13 protein-coding genes and 1 tRNA gene are annotated in these 15,410 nt (G+C 61.2%); 9 read left to right on the top strand and 5 right to left on the bottom strand.

Features of this window, described 5'->3' with window-relative positions; genetic code table 11:
* Positions 1 to 6: 6 nt before the first annotated feature.
* Both HMPREF2975_RS11190 and HMPREF2975_RS11185 read right to left on the bottom strand, forming a co-directional pair.
* Entirely contained in the window at positions 7 to 729 is a 723-nt protein-coding gene (locus HMPREF2975_RS11190) for a response regulator transcription factor (RefSeq protein ID WP_070728267.1), read from the bottom strand.
* Positions 729 to 1,679, bottom strand: a complete 951-nt coding sequence (locus HMPREF2975_RS11185) for a sensor histidine kinase (protein ID WP_227469389.1) — start codon at positions 1,677 to 1,679, stop codon at positions 729 to 731. The genes HMPREF2975_RS11190 and HMPREF2975_RS11185 overlap by 1 nt, the downstream gene beginning before the upstream one ends.
* A 151-nt stretch (positions 1,680 to 1,830) precedes the next feature.
* Here HMPREF2975_RS11185 and HMPREF2975_RS11180 point away from each other — a divergent pair, with 151 nt between their 5' ends.
* Genes HMPREF2975_RS11180 through HMPREF2975_RS11165 form a run of 4 tightly spaced genes read left to right on the top strand, consistent with a single transcriptional unit; the run spans position 1,831 to position 7,275 of the window.
* A complete protein-coding gene (locus HMPREF2975_RS11180) occupies positions 1,831 to 2,574 on the top strand; it encodes an ABC transporter ATP-binding protein (RefSeq protein ID WP_227469383.1) in 744 nt (247 codons plus the stop codon).
* Positions 2,571 to 3,968, top strand: coding sequence for an FtsX-like permease family protein (locus tag HMPREF2975_RS11175; protein WP_070728017.1), 1,398 nt, complete (start codon positions 2,571 to 2,573; stop codon positions 3,966 to 3,968). Before HMPREF2975_RS11180 ends, HMPREF2975_RS11175 begins: the two co-directional genes overlap by 4 nt.
* 30 nt (positions 3,969 to 3,998) lie before the next feature.
* Complete coding sequence (locus tag HMPREF2975_RS11170; protein ID WP_070728014.1) at positions 3,999 to 5,351, top strand: alpha/beta fold hydrolase; 1,353 nt, start codon at positions 3,999 to 4,001, stop codon at positions 5,349 to 5,351.
* A complete protein-coding gene (locus tag HMPREF2975_RS11165; protein ID WP_193600056.1) occupies positions 5,320 to 7,275 on the top strand; it encodes an acyltransferase family protein in 1,956 nt (651 codons plus the stop codon). Before HMPREF2975_RS11170 ends, HMPREF2975_RS11165 begins: the two co-directional genes overlap by 32 nt.
* 16 nt (positions 7,276 to 7,291) lie before the next feature.
* On the opposite strand, the gene HMPREF2975_RS11160 is transcribed toward HMPREF2975_RS11165, so the two are convergent.
* From HMPREF2975_RS11160 to HMPREF2975_RS12655, 3 genes are all read right to left on the bottom strand, one after another.
* The gene (locus HMPREF2975_RS11160) at positions 7,292 to 8,344 is read right to left on the bottom strand and encodes an AEC family transporter (RefSeq protein WP_070728008.1); all 1,053 of its coding nucleotides are present in this window, start codon (positions 8,342 to 8,344) and stop codon (positions 7,292 to 7,294) included.
* 154 nt (positions 8,345 to 8,498) lie between these two features.
* Entirely contained in the window at positions 8,499 to 9,095 is a 597-nt protein-coding gene (locus HMPREF2975_RS11155) for a DUF1349 domain-containing protein (RefSeq protein ID WP_070728005.1), read from the bottom strand.
* A 554-nt stretch (positions 9,096 to 9,649) separates the two neighbouring features.
* Positions 9,650 to 9,997, bottom strand: a complete 348-nt coding sequence (locus tag HMPREF2975_RS12655; RefSeq protein WP_193600055.1) for a hypothetical protein — start codon at positions 9,995 to 9,997, stop codon at positions 9,650 to 9,652.
* A 456-nt stretch (positions 9,998 to 10,453) separates the two neighbouring features.
* On the opposite strand from HMPREF2975_RS12655, the gene nrdF reads away from it, so the two are divergent.
* The 5 genes from nrdF to HMPREF2975_RS11125 all read left to right on the top strand — a co-directional run bounded on the left by nrdF (position 10,454) and on the right by HMPREF2975_RS11125 (position 15,230).
* Positions 10,454 to 11,422: a class 1b ribonucleoside-diphosphate reductase subunit beta gene (gene nrdF / locus HMPREF2975_RS11145; RefSeq protein ID WP_058237952.1), complete on the top strand. Its 969-nt coding sequence runs from the start codon at positions 10,454 to 10,456 to the stop codon at positions 11,420 to 11,422.
* Between the two features lie 194 nt (positions 11,423 to 11,616).
* On the top strand, positions 11,617 to 11,910 hold the full coding sequence (locus tag HMPREF2975_RS11140) for a heavy metal-binding domain-containing protein (protein WP_070728262.1): 294 nt from the start codon (positions 11,617 to 11,619) through the stop codon (positions 11,908 to 11,910).
* 49 nt (positions 11,911 to 11,959) lie between these two features.
* On the top strand, positions 11,960 to 14,236 hold the full coding sequence (locus HMPREF2975_RS11135; protein ID WP_058237659.1) for an ABC transporter ATP-binding protein: 2,277 nt from the start codon (positions 11,960 to 11,962) through the stop codon (positions 14,234 to 14,236).
* Positions 14,233 to 15,063: an energy-coupling factor transporter transmembrane component T family protein gene (locus tag HMPREF2975_RS11130; protein WP_083314562.1), complete on the top strand. Its 831-nt coding sequence runs from the start codon at positions 14,233 to 14,235 to the stop codon at positions 15,061 to 15,063. The genes HMPREF2975_RS11135 and HMPREF2975_RS11130 overlap by 4 nt, the downstream gene beginning before the upstream one ends.
* 79 nt (positions 15,064 to 15,142) lie before the next feature.
* Positions 15,143 to 15,230 (top strand) — tRNA-Leu (locus HMPREF2975_RS11125).
* The last annotated feature ends 180 nt before the right edge of the window (positions 15,231 to 15,410 follow it).

The raw sequence follows: 15,410 nt of genomic DNA, 5'->3' as shown, positions 1-15,410 counted from the left end.
CGGCAATCAGCGCTGCGCGTGCTGCTCAGTCAGGTAGGCCAGCACCGCGCGCACCCGACGGTTCTCCTCACCCGGCTCCATGCCGAGTTTGAGGAAGATGTTCGCCACGTGTTTCGACACGGTTGCCGCCGATACGACCAGTTCATCGGCCAGTTCCGCATTCGACAATCCGCGCGCCATGAGCGCGAGAATCTCAATTTCGCGCTCAGTCAGCGTGGACAGCTTCGACGGCTCGTGCCGCATCAGCTCCGCCGCCACCTCCGGGTCGATCACCACGCCGCCAGCAGCGACAATGTCGAGCGATCGGATAAAGTCAGCAACCCGTGCGACACGGTCTTTGAGCAGGTAGCCAAGCCCTCCGGGGGCATCCTCATCCGCATTGCCGGCCGAAGGTGACCCCGCAAACCTGACATCCGAAGCCAGATGGTGGGCGGACTGCGGGTTGAACAGTTCGCGCGCGTAGGCCGGTGCCACATACTGTGACAGCACCACTATTCCCAAACCAGGGTGCTGTCTGCGAATTTCAACAGCTGCGCGCAGGCCGTCATCACTCATTCCCGGCGGCATGCGCACATCGGTGATCACCAGGTCCGCGTCGACCTGTCCAACTGCGTCAATCAGCTCCGGCGCTGTGGCGACGTGCGCGATGACCTCATGGCCGCGTCGCTCCAGCAGGCCGATAATGCCTTCACGGAAAAGCGTGGAGTCATCTGCCACGATGAGTTTCATCATGCCTCCTTATTGGTGAGGGGTGAGCCGGCTTGTGATGTGACGCTGAATTCGCCGCGCGTCAACATGAGCGGAATTCGCCCCGAAATAATGGTCGGGCCACCCTCGGGACTGGACACATCCAGGGAACCGCCGAAGGAGGCCAGTCGTTCACGCATGCCAGCCAGTCCGCCGTCGGCGCGCACGCTTGCTCCTCCAGGACCGTCATCTGTCACTGTGATCTGTAGATTCTCACCGGCGATGACCAGCACGGTGACATGCGCGTGAGGCGCATACTTCGCGGCGTTCGTCAGGCATTCAGCCACCATGAAGTATCCGGCAGCAATCACGCCCTGAGGAATGTCGGGAAGCTGGATGGGTACCTTGACGTCGGCGTCCAGCGGACTGGCGTCCGCCAGGTCTCGCACCGCTGCCTCAAGCCCCAGATCTGACAGCACTTTAGGGTGGATGCCGGCAACTGTGCGACGCAAGGCGGACAGAGCTTTTTCCGTGCGCTGGGCTGCTGATTCGAGGCGTTCGCTGACGCTGCGCATACTCGCGGGATCCACGCTGTCGACCGCTGACAGGTCATCGAGCATCAAAGCCGCTTCCCCGATATCCATTGATGCTGCAACGATGAACTGCTGCGCTCCGTCATGCAGGTCGCGTTCAATGCGGCGGCGCTCAATTTCGAAGGCATTGGCGATGTCTCGCTGCGCGTGCACCACCTCGTCAAAAGCGTCGGGCGCTGCAGGAGCAGTCGAGCGGCGCCTCCACGCCCCGCCGTCGTGGTCCCTGACCATTGTCCACACGTTGAACAGGCAGGCCGCACATACGGCGAGTGCGCACACGACCGCCACACCCAGACCAATCCCGGGATTGCTGAGAAACATCATGGCAAACAGGCATGCAGTCAGAGCGCTGAGACATGCGCCTGCTCCACATAGGAACGCTTTCCATTCATCTCGCATCTGCACACGATCATCCTATAAGCGCCACACGCAGCCCGGAGGATGACGGCGCGCTCCAGTACTGGTCGGTTCAGACAGTAGACCTGGCTCTACCATGAAATATCGCCCCTGCTCACTGTTGAATCAGCACGCAAAAGGATGTACTGGTGACATGGCACAAAGAATGAATTCCGCGTCCGCAACACCTCAGGTGCTCAGCGGCCACGCGTTGACGAAGAATTTCGGTACCGTACCGGCTCTACGAGGCGTTGACATCGAATTCCCGCCCGGGCAGTCAGTGGCGATCATGGGTCCGTCAGGGTCCGGCAAGTCCACACTGCTGCACTGCCTGGCTGGGATTCTGCCACCCACATCGGGAGCCGCGTTCCTGGGGCAGGACAACATTTCAGCACTGTCCGACGCGCGCCGCTCCAAACTGCGCCTGGCCCGATTCGGCTTCGTGTTCCAGGATGGCCAGCTCATCCCCGAACTTCCCGCACGTGAAAACGTGGCCGTGCCGCTGATGCTGACGGGGCAAAGCCGCAAAGCGTCCCTCGCTCAGGCCGATATGTGGCTGGAGCGGCTCGGCCTGGGTACCGAGAAGTCGCGCCGTCCCGGTGAAATGTCAGGCGGGCAGATGCAGCGCGTCGCCATCGCACGCGCCCTGGCAGGCTCTCCCAGCGTGGTTTTTGCCGACGAGCCGACCGGCGCGCTTGATCAGTCAACCGGCCACGAGGTGATGCAGATTCTGACGACAACAACGCAGATGAGTGGCGCAACGCTCATCATCGTCACGCACGATTCACACGTTGCCGACTGGTGTCAACGACTCGTTGAAATCCGTGACGGCGTTGTGCACGCAGATTCGGGTGTGCGCGAGGTTCCTGCTCAGGCCCCCGGTGGTGATCTGCGATGAAGACCCTGCACTTGGCTCCGATGCTCACCATCGGCAGACTGCGCTCCCGTACCGGAGACGCGTGGCTGGACGTCCTGGCCGTCGCATCATTTGCACTGTCCACCGCGATGACACTGACTGTGGCAGGCGGCGTGTGGATGTTCAACACATGGACAAATGATCCTTCCGAGCGCCTCCTGGAAGCGTTCGCACGCCTCGACTGGTATCCATCGGATACAACAGTGTATCTCGTGCTCGCCCTGTTCGCAGTCGTCTTACTTGCCTTCCCCGTGTTCTCTCTCGGGTCCTCAGCGGCACGCCTGGGAGCACAGGGCAGATCCGAACGCCTCGCCTCACTGCGTCTGGTTGGAGCAACAAGTGGGCAGGTCATCTTGATCGCACTGGTGGAAACGGTTATCCAGTGGGTAATCGGCGCAGCCATTGGCGTCATACTGTACGTGGTGACACTGCCTTTGTGGTCGCACGCTCATTTCCTCACTGTCGCCATCGACCCTGCCGAGATGCTCGTGCCTGCATGGATACTGGCGATTGTGCTGGCCGTCCTGCTCGCTATCGCAGTCATCTCAACACTGGTCGGCCTGCAGAAAGTGCGGATCTCACCGCTGGGAGTCGCCAAGCGGCATACACCGAAGGCACTGCGGATGTGGCGCCTGTTCGTCCTGGCAGGAGCAATCGTTCTGTTCTGCACCTTCGCTATCTTCCCGACCGACGACTTCAATACTCACGGAATGCTCGTTGTTGTTGCTCTGCTATCTGTCATCATCATCGCGATCGCGATCGCAGCTCCGTTCATCATTCAACTCCTGGCTGCACCATTCACGCTGAGTCACTTCCCCTCGGTGGTCCTGGCGGCCCGCCGCATCATGGATGACCCGCGCGCTGTGTGGCGCGTAGTCGGAGCGCTGTCCATTCTGTGCTTCATCGGCGGGTTCACCTCCGTGATGGACTTCGCTACGGTGTCCAGCACAAAGCAGGAAATACCGCCAGCGGTAATCGTCTTCATGCACGACGTCCCGCTGGGCGTGACGATCACGCTGGGAATCGGCTTCACCGTGTCAGCCCTGTCCACCCTGATGAACCAGGCGTCAGGGGTCTTCGATCGACTCACACAAACTCAGGCCCTGGACCGCATGGGATTCCCTCGTCACCTGTTCACCCTTGTTCGACTGTTCCAGAGTTTCGTACCCCTGGTTGTGACATCCATCCTGTTCGCCGCTTTGGGTCGTGGCCTGTCGCTGGCGTCAACCGGAGGACGCAGCGCCGCCACGGACGACACGCTGGTCCGCCTGCTCATGATTGGCGGCATCGGACTGGGAATGAGTCTGGTGGCGTTGCTGATCTGCACACCGCTGGAGCGTCACGTCCTGGCTGCTCTGGGGCGCGCCAACGACTGAGGCTCGCCACCCGTAGCTACACTGTGGTGCATGCGCATCGGAAGCTACATTCACCATTCATGCACCGTTCACGACCACACATTCACCGTCCCGCTGGACCACAATGCGCCCGATGCGTATGGCCACGGGACGGTGGATATTTACGCTCGCGAGATTATCCCCCCCGATGGAGACAACCTGCCATACCTGGTGTTCATGCAGGGTGGCCCCGGAGGTGAAGGCCCCCGTCCAGGCGATTTTCGCGACGGATTCATCGGCCGCGTGCTCAAGGACTACCGCGTCGTTCTGCTGGACCAGCGCGGGACGGGCAGATCCCACCGGCTCGACAAGCTCACGCTGAGTTCCCTCGGCAATCAATCCGTCACTGACGAGGGTGACCACGCTCCCACTGCTCAGGAAATTGCTGACTACCTGATGCTGTTCCGACAGGATCAGATTGTGCGCGATGCGGAAGTTGTGCGCCGTGAGCTGGCTGGCGATGAGCCGTGGACGACGCTCGGTCAGAGTTTTGGCGGCTTCATCAACACGTGCTACCTGTCGATTGCACCCGAAGGGCTGCGCGCCGTCTTCAACACCGGCGGTCTGCCCGGTCTGACGGACATTGATTCGATTTACCGGCTGACCTACGAGCGTACCGCAGCACGCAACCGCGCGTACTATGAGCGTTACCCTGACGATGAGCCGATGATTCGCCGCATCGCCGCGCATGTGCGTGACCACGAGGAATGCCTGCCAACCGGTGAGCGCCTCTCCACGGAACGTTTCCGCATGATCGGCATATGTCTGGGTGGGCAACTGCGTTTCGACACACTGCACTACATGCTGGAAGCCCCCTTCGTCACGGTTAACGGGGTCTCACGCCTGTCGCGTCACTTCCTACAACAAGTGGCAGACGAGGTCGCTCAGACCACTCCCATGTATGCGGTGCTGCAGGAAACAATTTACGCTGCGACCACCCCTGCCCTGGCGGGCACTGCAACCCGCTGGTCAGCGGATCGGCTTTCGCGTGAGATCGCGGGGTTTGATCCAGATGCTGACCCGTTGGATACGTCCGAGCCGTACTACCTGACCGGCGAGCACATGATGCGCTCGATTTTCGATGAGGATCCGGAGCTGACCGGACTGGGCGAGGCTGCCGACATCCTGGCCAACCGCACCGACTGGCCAGCGGTGTACGACCCGGAGGTGCTGGCTGAGAACTCGGTACCTGTCGCGTCGGCCGTCTACTTCGATGACATGTTTGTGCCGCGTGAGTTGTCACTGGAAACTGCGAGCGCCATTCGCGGATCGCGTGTGTGGGTGACAAACGAGTACCAGCATGACGGTTTGCGTGTCTCAGGAGGCGCCGTGCTTGACCATCTCTTTGCCCTACAGCGCGACTGACGTGGCAGATTCACAGCACACAGCATCCACCCGGCGGCGCGTTCCCGGCCTTGACGGGCTGCGCGCGCTGGCAGTCGCAGTGGTGCTGATCTACCACCTGATGCGCTCGTGGATGCCGGGCGGCATGGTAGGCGTGGATGTGTTCCTGGTGATTTCGGGATTCCTCATCACGTCCCTGCTGATCCATGAGTTCCGCACGGCCGGTCGCATTGATCTCAAGGGCTTTTGGGTGCGGCGGGTGCGCCGCCTGGTTCCTGCCGTCGCAGTCATGGTGGTGGTGGCCACCGCTGCAGCCGCCATAGTCGGCGGGGATGCGCTGCTGGCTATCCGACGCCAATTCGTCGGCGCGTTGACGTATACCTATAACTGGGTGGAGATTGCTGCCGGATCCAGCTACTTCGACCGCAATCAGCCGCTGCTGCTCACCCACATGTGGTCCCTGGCCATCGAGCAGCAGTTCTACCTGATCTGGCCGCTCATCGTGATCGCCCTTCTGTGGCTGGCGCGCCGCGTTTTCACCCATTCAGAGCGCTGGATCTGGATCGTCGCTGCATGTCTGATGGCGGCATCAGCTCTGTGGGCACTGGCATTGGCAGCGGGAGGTGCTGACCCCTCGCGCATCTACATGGGAACCGATTCGCGTGCCTTCGGCCTGATGGCAGGCAGCGCGCTGGCGTTGGCCTGCGGCGATCCGCTCAGCATCGATGAACCCGCCCCGATCAGTGCGCGCACTGCGACGGCTCGCGCCTCGCTGGGCTACGTGGGCGCCGTCATCATCGTGGTGGTCGCCATCATGTTGCCCATGAACAACAGTCCGCTCGTCCTGGAAATCGTTCTGATCCTTGCAACGCTCGGCGCGGTCGGAGTGATCCAGGCGATGATGCCGGCAGTACTGAGCGGTTCCGTATCGGGACGTTTCCTGTGCCGCATCCTTGATGCACCCTTCATGCGCTGGATTGGTGAACGCTCCTATGGCATCTACCTGTGGCACTGGCCGCTGTGGGTTCTGGGCTACTACCTCGTCGATGGCGACATGCCGCGCCCGATGGCGCTCGCTCTGGCAGCGCTCAGCGTCGTGATCGCAGAGGCCTCGTACCGGTGGGTTGAAACGCCGCTGCGCAAGGGCGGCATCGTTGCCACAGTGCGCTTGTGGATCACGAGCCTGCAGGAGCGTGGCCGCATCATCGTGTTCATAGTCTCGATGCTGATCATCGGGGTGCTCGTGACTGCAGTGGCGCGCCAGCCTGCCATGTCCAGCGCCGAGCAGGCCATTCGCTCCGGCCAGGCCGCCATTTCCGGCTCGCAGTCCGCTGCCGGCGATACCACCCCCGCGTCCGGCCAGAAGGCCGAGGGCGACCCGTCTGCTGCCCAGTCCGCTGCCGCAGGTGCCGTATCCGGAGCGGGACACGACCATTCAGATCAGCCCGCCACACCGATTCCCGGCAATCAGATCACGGTGATCGGGGATTCGGTGACGCTGGCGGCTGCGCCTGCTTTAACTGAGGAGCGTCCGGGTATTGCGATCAATGCCGAAGTGTCGCGTTCGATCTATCAGGTTTCATCCGTCCTCACGCAGGTTGATGCTGAATATGGTGCCCGCCGCTACGTCGTTGTCGCTCTGGCCACTAACGGTGATGTTCCACCCGAGCAGCTCGATGAGGTGCTCAAGCAGCTCGGGCCGGATCGTCGCCTCGTGCTGGTCACCGGGTTTGGCCCGGACGATGACACGTGGATTCGTCCCGCCGCTGACACGATCCGTTCATGGGCGGCAGCGCATAAGGACCGGGTTCGCGTGGCCGACTGGGCCGCCGCGATTGCAGAGCACACCGACCTTCTGGCCTCCGACAACGTTCACCCCGACGAAGAGGGCGCAAAGGTGTGGACGCGGACTGTGCTGGACGCCCTCGACACTGTGCCGAGGTAAGGGCAGGAAGCGCCTACTACAGGGCGCTCACCAGCAAGAACACCAGCGGGAATGTCACGGGAAAGACGGTCAGCGTCATAACGATCGTGGAGGTTGCTCCCTGAGGGTCACCATCCAGGCCGAGCGCAAGGTTGAGCACCGCTGACGCCGAGGGAATGCTCGCCAGGACGATCGCCGTCAGCGCCCACACCGAATGAATATCAATGCCACACGCTGCGATCACGCCCACCACCAGCAGCGGCAACACCACCGTCTTCGTCAGGGCCGCAGCGAGGACCACTGACAATGGGACAAAACGCTGACGCAGGGCCCGCAGGGCCTCAGGGACAGCCAGACCAATCGCGAACAAGGCACAGGGCACCGTGGCTCCGGCAATCAGTGACGTCGTGTGCGTGATTGCCTCCGGGAGGCGGATATGCAGGGCATTGACGCCAAGTGCCAGGGCAAAGGCAATTGTGGGAGGCATGGTGACGGCCTGGATGAGGACTTGGAGCGCTCGCGGCCAGTGGCGGGGGCGGGCAGTATGCGTGGCGTGATCACGGTCGACGTGTTCCTCGTGCGCGGACTGTCCCAGCAGGAGCTGACGCATGATGGGATAGCCCGACAGGAAAACAACGTTGTGGAGCAGTTGAATGACGCCGCCCGCAAGGCCGGCCTGTGGTCCGATCAGGGCCAGTGCGATAGGCACACCCATGTATCCGACGTTGCCGAAGGTCGCGCCCAAAACAATGGGGGACGGGTTGAACGCTCCGCTTGTGCGGGCACGGTCACGGGCGGAGAGATCAGCGTCCGTTTCCTGTCCTTCACGACGTTCCTGACACAGCCGACGCCGCTTAGAGACTGCTCGGAGAGCGAAGCCGAGCAGGAAGTAGAGGAGCACTGCGATGACGGGGCCTGAGAGTGCTTCCACGACCGGGGTAGCTGACGTGTCCAGTGGCGCATTGAGCACGACGGTGAACATGTAGCACGGCAGGGTGACATAGAAGACGAAGTCGTTGATCGGGTTCAGGGCACCGACAAAGTGACGGTTGCGTGCGAAAAGTGTTCCCAGCACTCCCACCGTGATCATGGGTGTGATCGTTGTCAGTACTGTCCCTAGCACCGTTTCCTCATCGTGACATCCAGCGTGCAGCCGGCGTTTTCACGGACCCATGCGGCCCGTGCTCTTTAACAATAGGAGTCAGTCCGAGGATGCGCACAATTGGTCCACCGCACCACCCTCGTCAGTGCAAACTGGCGTCTGCAGGGCCGAGCGTCCATGACGAGAAGGCGATGGACAGTCCGCCCCTGGACGGCGAGCACACGAACGGACCTGCCTCCACCACCGAGCCATCGTCAGGCAGACACGGCAGTACTCGCACCAACCTGAGGCCCTCGCCCACCACGCCGGCACGCAGGATGATCGAATCGTCGTGGCGGCTCACGCGGATCACCACATCTTTGTTGAGCCATTCGTGGACCGGCGACACTGACCAGTCGGACACGCCGCGCGTGACGACCGCGCCGAGCTGCAGCACTCCGTCGGAAAACTCAAGGCCCGCTTTGACCCAGTTTTTTGCACCGGCGCGCACGAAAATGCCAGCCTGGTCGAATTGCTCGGAGAACGCCGCATTGAGCGTCACCTCCATTGCTGTACCGTGGAGAAGTTCCCTGACCAGGGCATTCGCAGTGTTCACACTGAAGCCGTAGTAGGTACGCTCCCACGCATCGGATTTCTCGGTGGCGGTTACCACCAGTTTTCCCGCATCGTCAATGTGGTGATCGGCAGGGTCGTGAAGCCAACGGCCCTCGCTCCAGGCAACGGTCGTGTGAGTGGTCATCTCGCGCTCCTTACGCTCCAGGCAGACTCATCCGGTCATAGAGATACGTGGGGCAGGGCGTCCCGGTCATCAGCATCGACGAGGGCGACGCTGTCCCCTGCTGGTTCCACTGTCTCATATCGGGTCCTCCTGAGGTGAGTAAGTGGAGCACTGCGTGGAAGGAGCGTTCGTCCGGCCTGGCTGCAAATGCACATGCCGCCACGTAGGATTGACAGCACTGGATATATGGGAGGCTTCTGATGACTTGCGATTGCCACGATCACGACCGCTCAACCAGCACGGATGTTGGCGGGAGCTCTGCGTTTGGCCGCATTGAGCAGGCGCTGAGTGATCCGCGCAAACTCGGTTATGTCGCGTTGATGTCAGGCGGCACGCTCGCGTGGTATGCCATGCCGGACTTCGTACGCTCACGACCTGTTCGCGGCGTGTTGAAGGCCGGGCTCCTGGGCGGAATTACAGCCGCATTGGCGTCAATGTTCAGCTGTGAGGATCACCGCGCGTTCGTCGGCAATTGTGACGAGGGGGGCGCGTGCGCCTGCTGCAACGGAGATGCTTCATGCGAGGGCAAGAGCTGCAATTGCGGTGAAAACGATGGATGTGGCTGCGGTAAAGGTCAGGACGGCTGCGCGTGTGGCAAAGGAAAGGGCAAATGTGGCTGCGGATCGGATGAAGGTGCCGCAGCCGCTGGTGAGCGTACCGTTCCGCTGATCGACAAGGATCAGGCTGGCCCACTCGACCCGAATCGGACGTTGGAGCCTGAACCACACAAGGAGTGCGACTGCCAGAGCGACGGATCGTGCGGCTGTACGGGCAATCGACACCACGACGGACAGCATTGCGATCACGACCAGTGCGGCTGCAGCACAGAACATCATCGCCACGGCGATCACCGCAGTGGCCACCACCAAGCATTGGACACCCTTCAAGAAACTCTGCAGGAAAATCCTGCACTTATTGGAGCCGCGGTCGGCATTACTGCTGTGACGACGGCTGCAACAGTGTGGATCGAGAAAACTATCTTTCGGCGCGGCGAGAATCGCAGAGCTGCGGGCAAGAGATGTGCGCACACGGATCTGGCCGCGCTGATGGCAGCCCTCGTTGCTGGAATGGAAACGGCGCACGTGTCCGGTTTGCTGAGCTCAAGACAGGACGCCCACTGCCCACATGATTGCGAGGACTGCGGGCGCTGACCACGACGACGACAGTGACAGGCAATGCGAATGCGGGTGCGAGGTGCACTAGGACACGGCCACATCACATCTGGCGGGCGTGTCTTTTCGACGCTCAGACCAGTAGGCTGGGCTAGTGGCGTGCATGTGCGACACCACCAGGATTGAGGAGGAACAACTGTGGATCCCATTCATGCATCAGAGAATGAGACGATCGAAGCCATTAACTGGAACAAGATCATCGATGAAAAAGACGAAGAGGTATGGGATCGTCTGACTCGTAACTTCTGGCTGCCTGAGAAAATCCCGTTGTCCAACGACATTCAGTCGTGGAAGACGCTCAACGAGGATGAACAGACCATGACGAACCGCGTGTTCACAGGCCTGACCCTGCTGGACACGCTGCAGGGCACCGTCGGTGCCGTCTCCCTGATTCCTGATGCGCGCACCCCCCACGAAGAAGCGGTCTACACAAACATCGCGTTCATGGAGTCAGTTCACGCCAAGTCATACTCGTCGATTTTCTCCACACTGCTGTCCACACAGGAGATCAATGAGTCGTTCCGCTGGTCGCGTGAGAACGAACCGCTGCAGCGCAAGGCACACATCGTGAAGTCGTACTACGACGGTGACGACCCAGAAAAACGCAAAGTGGCGTCCACGATGCTGGAATCCTTCCTGTTCTACTCCGGCTTTTACGCCCCGATGTACTGGTCGGCGCACGCCAAGCTCACCAACACCGCCGACCTGATTCGCCTGATCATTCGTGACGAAGCCGTGCACGGCTACTACATCGGCTACAAGTATCAGCTGGCTGTCAACGAGGCCGATGAGAAGCGCCGTCAGGAACTGAAGGATTACACGTTCTCACTGCTGTTCGAGTTGTATGAAAACGAAGAGCTGTACACCGAGTCGCTGTATGACCCGTTGGGGTTGACCGAGGACGTCAAGAAGTTCCTGCGTTACAACGCGAACAAGGCTCTGATGAACCTGGGGTATGAGGCACTGTTCCCGCATGATGAAACCGATGTGAACCCGGCGATCCTGGCAGCACTGTCACCGAATGCCGACGAAAACCACGACTTCTTCTCCGGTTCCGGCTCTTCCTACGTCATCGGTGAGATCGTCGACACCGAGGACGAAGACTGGGATTTCTGACAACCCCTGACAGACCCAGACGCTGCCTGCCGGTAAACAAGACGGCGCACGCACTGTAAGTGCGCGCGCGGCGCGCACGTGGAATGATACAAGTGGATTCAGGCCGCCCGACTGGTCGGCTCGGGCGCAGCGGGCGCCCATGGCAGTCGCATTGCCAGCCTGCCGAATCGTTGCGTCAATAGATGGGAGACAACATGCTCGCAGTGACGACACCGTCCATCGAAGGTCAGCCGATCACGCGTTACATCGGCCTTGTATCAGGTGAAACTGTTTCATCTTTCCCCGCGAGCGGAATGCTGAAAGCGCTCAACGGCGGACGCAAAAGAGGCGAGGAAAACCTGCAGACCGCTTTTGAAAATGCTGTCAACCAAATGTGCGAGCGTGCCGAACTCCTCGGAGCTGACGCCGTGATCAGTGTTGAGATGCACTACACCTGCATGCAAGGCACTCTGATCTGCACAGCAACCGGCACAGCCGTCACCCTCTGATTTCAGACTGCCTCCTGTCATCCTGCCGTTCCTGTCAGTGGATACACAATTGTCATCACACCGTTCTCACACGCGATCCACGGCAGGCACCGCACGCCCGACCGGCGCGCTCACACCGGTTGAACTTGCTTCATGCGGAGTGCTTGCCGGACTGGCAATCGTGGCATGTGTCGGCGCTACCATCCTGCCGTTCTTCAACAACTTCCTGCAGCTCATCGCTACAATCCCGATCGCCATGATTGCGGTCAGGCTCCGCCCTCGTGCATCACTGACCACCGTGCTGACCACCTGCCTGATCGGAGCCATCCTCGGCGGAGTCAACACCGCACTGACCGCAATCCAGGCGACACTGGCAGGGTGGATCGTCGGAGCACTCCACCGCAAACACATCCGCACCCGATTCGCATTCCTGATCGGCATTATTGTCGGAGTCATCCTCGGAGCACTCACTGACCTGACGCTATGGCTGCTCACCGACCTGCGGGAACTCACGCTTGAATCTGTGCGAGTCTCGGTCAAAGGCTACGCGCGGCTGTTATCCGGATGGAGCCTCACCCGCCCGATGTCCGACCTGTTCCTGACCTTCACCGACTGGATGGTGGCCTACTGGTGGGCATGGCTGCCGGTATCCGTACTTTTCGCATTCGCACTCACATTGACCGTTGCGCACTGGCTGATGGGTCACGTCCTCGCCCGTATTCCGCAGGGCAATGCATTAGATCCACTGCGCGTCGACGAGGATGCCGCCCCGATCCAGCCGTTGCCCACCACGCTCACCGACGTCCACATGCACTATCCGGGCGCCACGCGCGACGCGCTTGACGGCGTGAGCCTCACCATCGACCGCGGCCAGTTCGTCGTCATCGCCGGGCCGAACGGATCTGGAAAGTCGACCCTAGCATCCATTCTTGCCGGTGCGCGCCACAGCGCCGGTTCCGTGAAGCGGCCCGGCCGGATCGGACTGGGTCGACATAGCGGGGTCGCACTGCTGGCTCAACGCACCGAATTGTCATCGCTGGGCGAAACGGTCGAAGAAGACATCCTGTGGGGTATGAGTTCCGACGAGCGCGCCGCGCTCCCCCTCGACATTCTTCTGAATCAGGTCGGTCTGCCTGGCCTGTCCGCGATGCCGGTACGTCACCTGTCGGGCGGCCAACTGCAACGACTCGCACTGGCCGGAGCCTTGGCACGCCAGCCTGCCCTGCTGATCTCGGACGAGTCAACCGCCATGATCGACCAGCAGGGGCGCACCGAACTGATCGCCATCCTCGCTGACCTGCCCCGCACCGGCACAACCGTCGTTCACATCACCCACGACCTCACTGAAGCGGCACGGGCCGACCGGCTGATCACACTCGACAACGGTCACGTCACTTTCGATGGTGCTCCCACCGACCCGACCAGTCCGCTCACCGACAGCACGACCACCGGCGCATCTGGCTCCCTGACCTGCCACCTCACCAGCGGCGCTGCCGATGTCGTGGCCGTCCCCACCGACGATGCTACTGATTCCACAGCCTCTCCCACCCGCCCGCCAGCCAGCAGCGTGCACGACTCCCCCATTGACGAGGGTGACCCATCCGCGGTTCGCACCGCACCAGTCACGCCTCTGATCTCCACCGACGATGAGGCTGACGACATCGTGTCCCACCTCAAACGGTGGGGGGATCACTTCGCCCCGGCGCTGACACTGCACGACGTGTCGCACGCCTACGACGTGAGGACCCCGTGGCACAAGCAGGTCCTCTTTGACATTAATCTGGACGTTGCGCCAGGTGAGAGTGTCCTGATCGCAGGTGAGAACGGGTCGGGCAAATCGACACTGGCACGCATCATGACAGGACTGATGCCTCCCACCTGGGGAGATTGCCTCCTGGGCGACAAGCCCTCCAGCCAGCAAGTCGGATCCATCGGCATGTCGATGCAATTCGCCCGACTTCAGCTCCAACGCCCGTCCGTGCGTCTGGACATTGCCGCGGCCGCCAACATCGACCCTGACGACACAGAGCGGGTCGACGACGTGGTCAGCCGCGCGATGGCGGAAGTGGGACTGGACTGTGAGTTGCAAAGGCGCGGTATTGATGAACTCTCCGGCGGGCAGATGCGACGCGTCGCGTTGGCTGGATTATTCGCAGCGGACCTGAATTTCATTGTGCTTGACGAGCCTCTGGCGGGCCTGGATGCAACATCGCGTGAACTGGTCATCAGCGCGCTGAAACGCCGGCAGGATCGCGGCATGGGAATTATTGTGATTTCGCACGATTTTGAAGGTTTGGATCAGGTGTGCTCCCGGCACCTTTCCCTCGTCGAAGGGAAACTGTCATGAGTACATTCGCACGCAATACGCCATCCAACACAGGTGTTCGCGGATCTGCCGCTACGCACAGGCGCCCTCGCCCATCACCTACGTTGGCACTGCCCCGCCCGCTGCCGTGGGAATCTCCCCTGACGCGCATGTGGGTCGGCACGAAGATCATCTGCCTGGCAATTCTGACGACACTGCTGGTCCTGCTTCCCAAGTGGCCAACTGTCGCGGCGGTCGGCGTGTGTCTCCTGGTTGCGGCTGTTGTCGGACGCGTGCCCATTTCGGCACGGCCGCGCCTGCCGTCCTGGATCTGGGCCGGCTTCATTGGCGGCATGATCGGGGCCGCGATCGGCGGCGGTGCATTGATTTTCGTCCGCGCCTTCCTCGTCATGGTCGAAGTGATCCTCGGATCACTGCTGCTCGTGTGGACCACACCCATTGAACGAATCGCCCCGGCACTTCGAACACTGCTCCACCCCCTCACGTGGTTTCGAGCTCCCGTCGACGAGTGGGTAATGGCGGCAAGTTTTGCGCTTCGAGGTCTGTCGACCGTGCGCGACCAGATGCAGGCAGTGTTCGACGCCGTGCGCCTGCGCTGGACAGATGATGGGCCGATGATGACATTTCGCGGTCAGCTCAAATTGATCGTGGATATGACAACCGCAACGTTATCCGCGTCCTCGAGACGTGCCGATGACACCGGCAGGGCAATGACAATGCGCGGTGGAATCCCGCCAGTTGAGCGCGATCGAGTTCGTTTTCGCTGGCCAGACATCATCGGGCTGGTCCTGGTTCTTGCCGCAACCGTCATCTCCGTCATCTTCCGCTCCGGTGTCCCGTGGCAGTGAATGTGACTGGTCTCAACACCTCTTGTGGTGGATTCGGTTTGACGAAGACACCCTCGGCCTCGTAATCTTCTATAGCAACGCGCGAGTGGCGGAATAGGCAGACGCGCACGGTTCAGGTCCGTGTTCCAGTTGATGGAGTGGGGGTTCAACTCCCCCCTCGCGCACCATGTGATGTGTCGGGACATCGTTGACATTGTGTTGGCGGTGTCCCGATCTTTCTGTATATCGCCGCGTTTCAGTACACTGCCGGCGTTTCCACATCTTGCTGGCCTTTCTGCATTTCACCGCCTTTTTGGGTGTGTCCTGACCGCAGATCCTTCGGGCGGGGATGCCACTGCTGTCCTGCC

This window comes from Actinomyces sp. HMSC065F12, from assembly GCF_001814535.1.
GTDB classification, from domain to species: domain Bacteria; phylum Actinomycetota; class Actinomycetes; order Actinomycetales; family Actinomycetaceae; genus Pauljensenia; species Pauljensenia radingae_A.
This window is presented reverse-complemented; position numbering and strand designations above follow the sequence as displayed.

What these genes read in the sequence shown, in the direction of transcription:
- HMPREF2975_RS11170 (WP_070728014.1), top strand. Translation starts at nt 3,999, where the DNA reads ATGCGCATCGGAAGCTACATTCACCATTCATGCACCGTTCACGACCAC.
- HMPREF2975_RS11175 (WP_070728017.1), top strand. Translation starts at nt 2,571, where the DNA reads ATGAAGACCCTGCACTTGGCTCCGATGCTCACCATCGGCAGACTGCGC.
- HMPREF2975_RS11155 (WP_070728005.1), bottom strand. Translation starts at nt 9,095, where the DNA reads ATGACCACTCACACGACCGTTGCCTGGAGCGAGGGCCGTTGGCTTCAC.
- HMPREF2975_RS11140 (WP_070728262.1), top strand. Translation starts at nt 11,617, where the DNA reads ATGCTCGCAGTGACGACACCGTCCATCGAAGGTCAGCCGATCACGCGT.
- HMPREF2975_RS11180 (WP_227469383.1), top strand. Translation starts at nt 1,831, where the DNA reads ATGGCACAAAGAATGAATTCCGCGTCCGCAACACCTCAGGTGCTCAGC.
- HMPREF2975_RS11130 (WP_083314562.1), top strand. Translation starts at nt 14,233, where the DNA reads ATGAGTACATTCGCACGCAATACGCCATCCAACACAGGTGTTCGCGGA.
- HMPREF2975_RS11185 (WP_227469389.1), bottom strand. Translation starts at nt 1,679, where the DNA reads ATGCGAGATGAATGGAAAGCGTTCCTATGTGGAGCAGGCGCATGTCTC.
- HMPREF2975_RS11160 (WP_070728008.1), bottom strand. Translation starts at nt 8,344, where the DNA reads ATGATCACGGTGGGAGTGCTGGGAACACTTTTCGCACGCAACCGTCAC.
- HMPREF2975_RS11190 (WP_070728267.1), bottom strand. Translation starts at nt 729, where the DNA reads ATGAAACTCATCGTGGCAGATGACTCCACGCTTTTCCGTGAAGGCATT.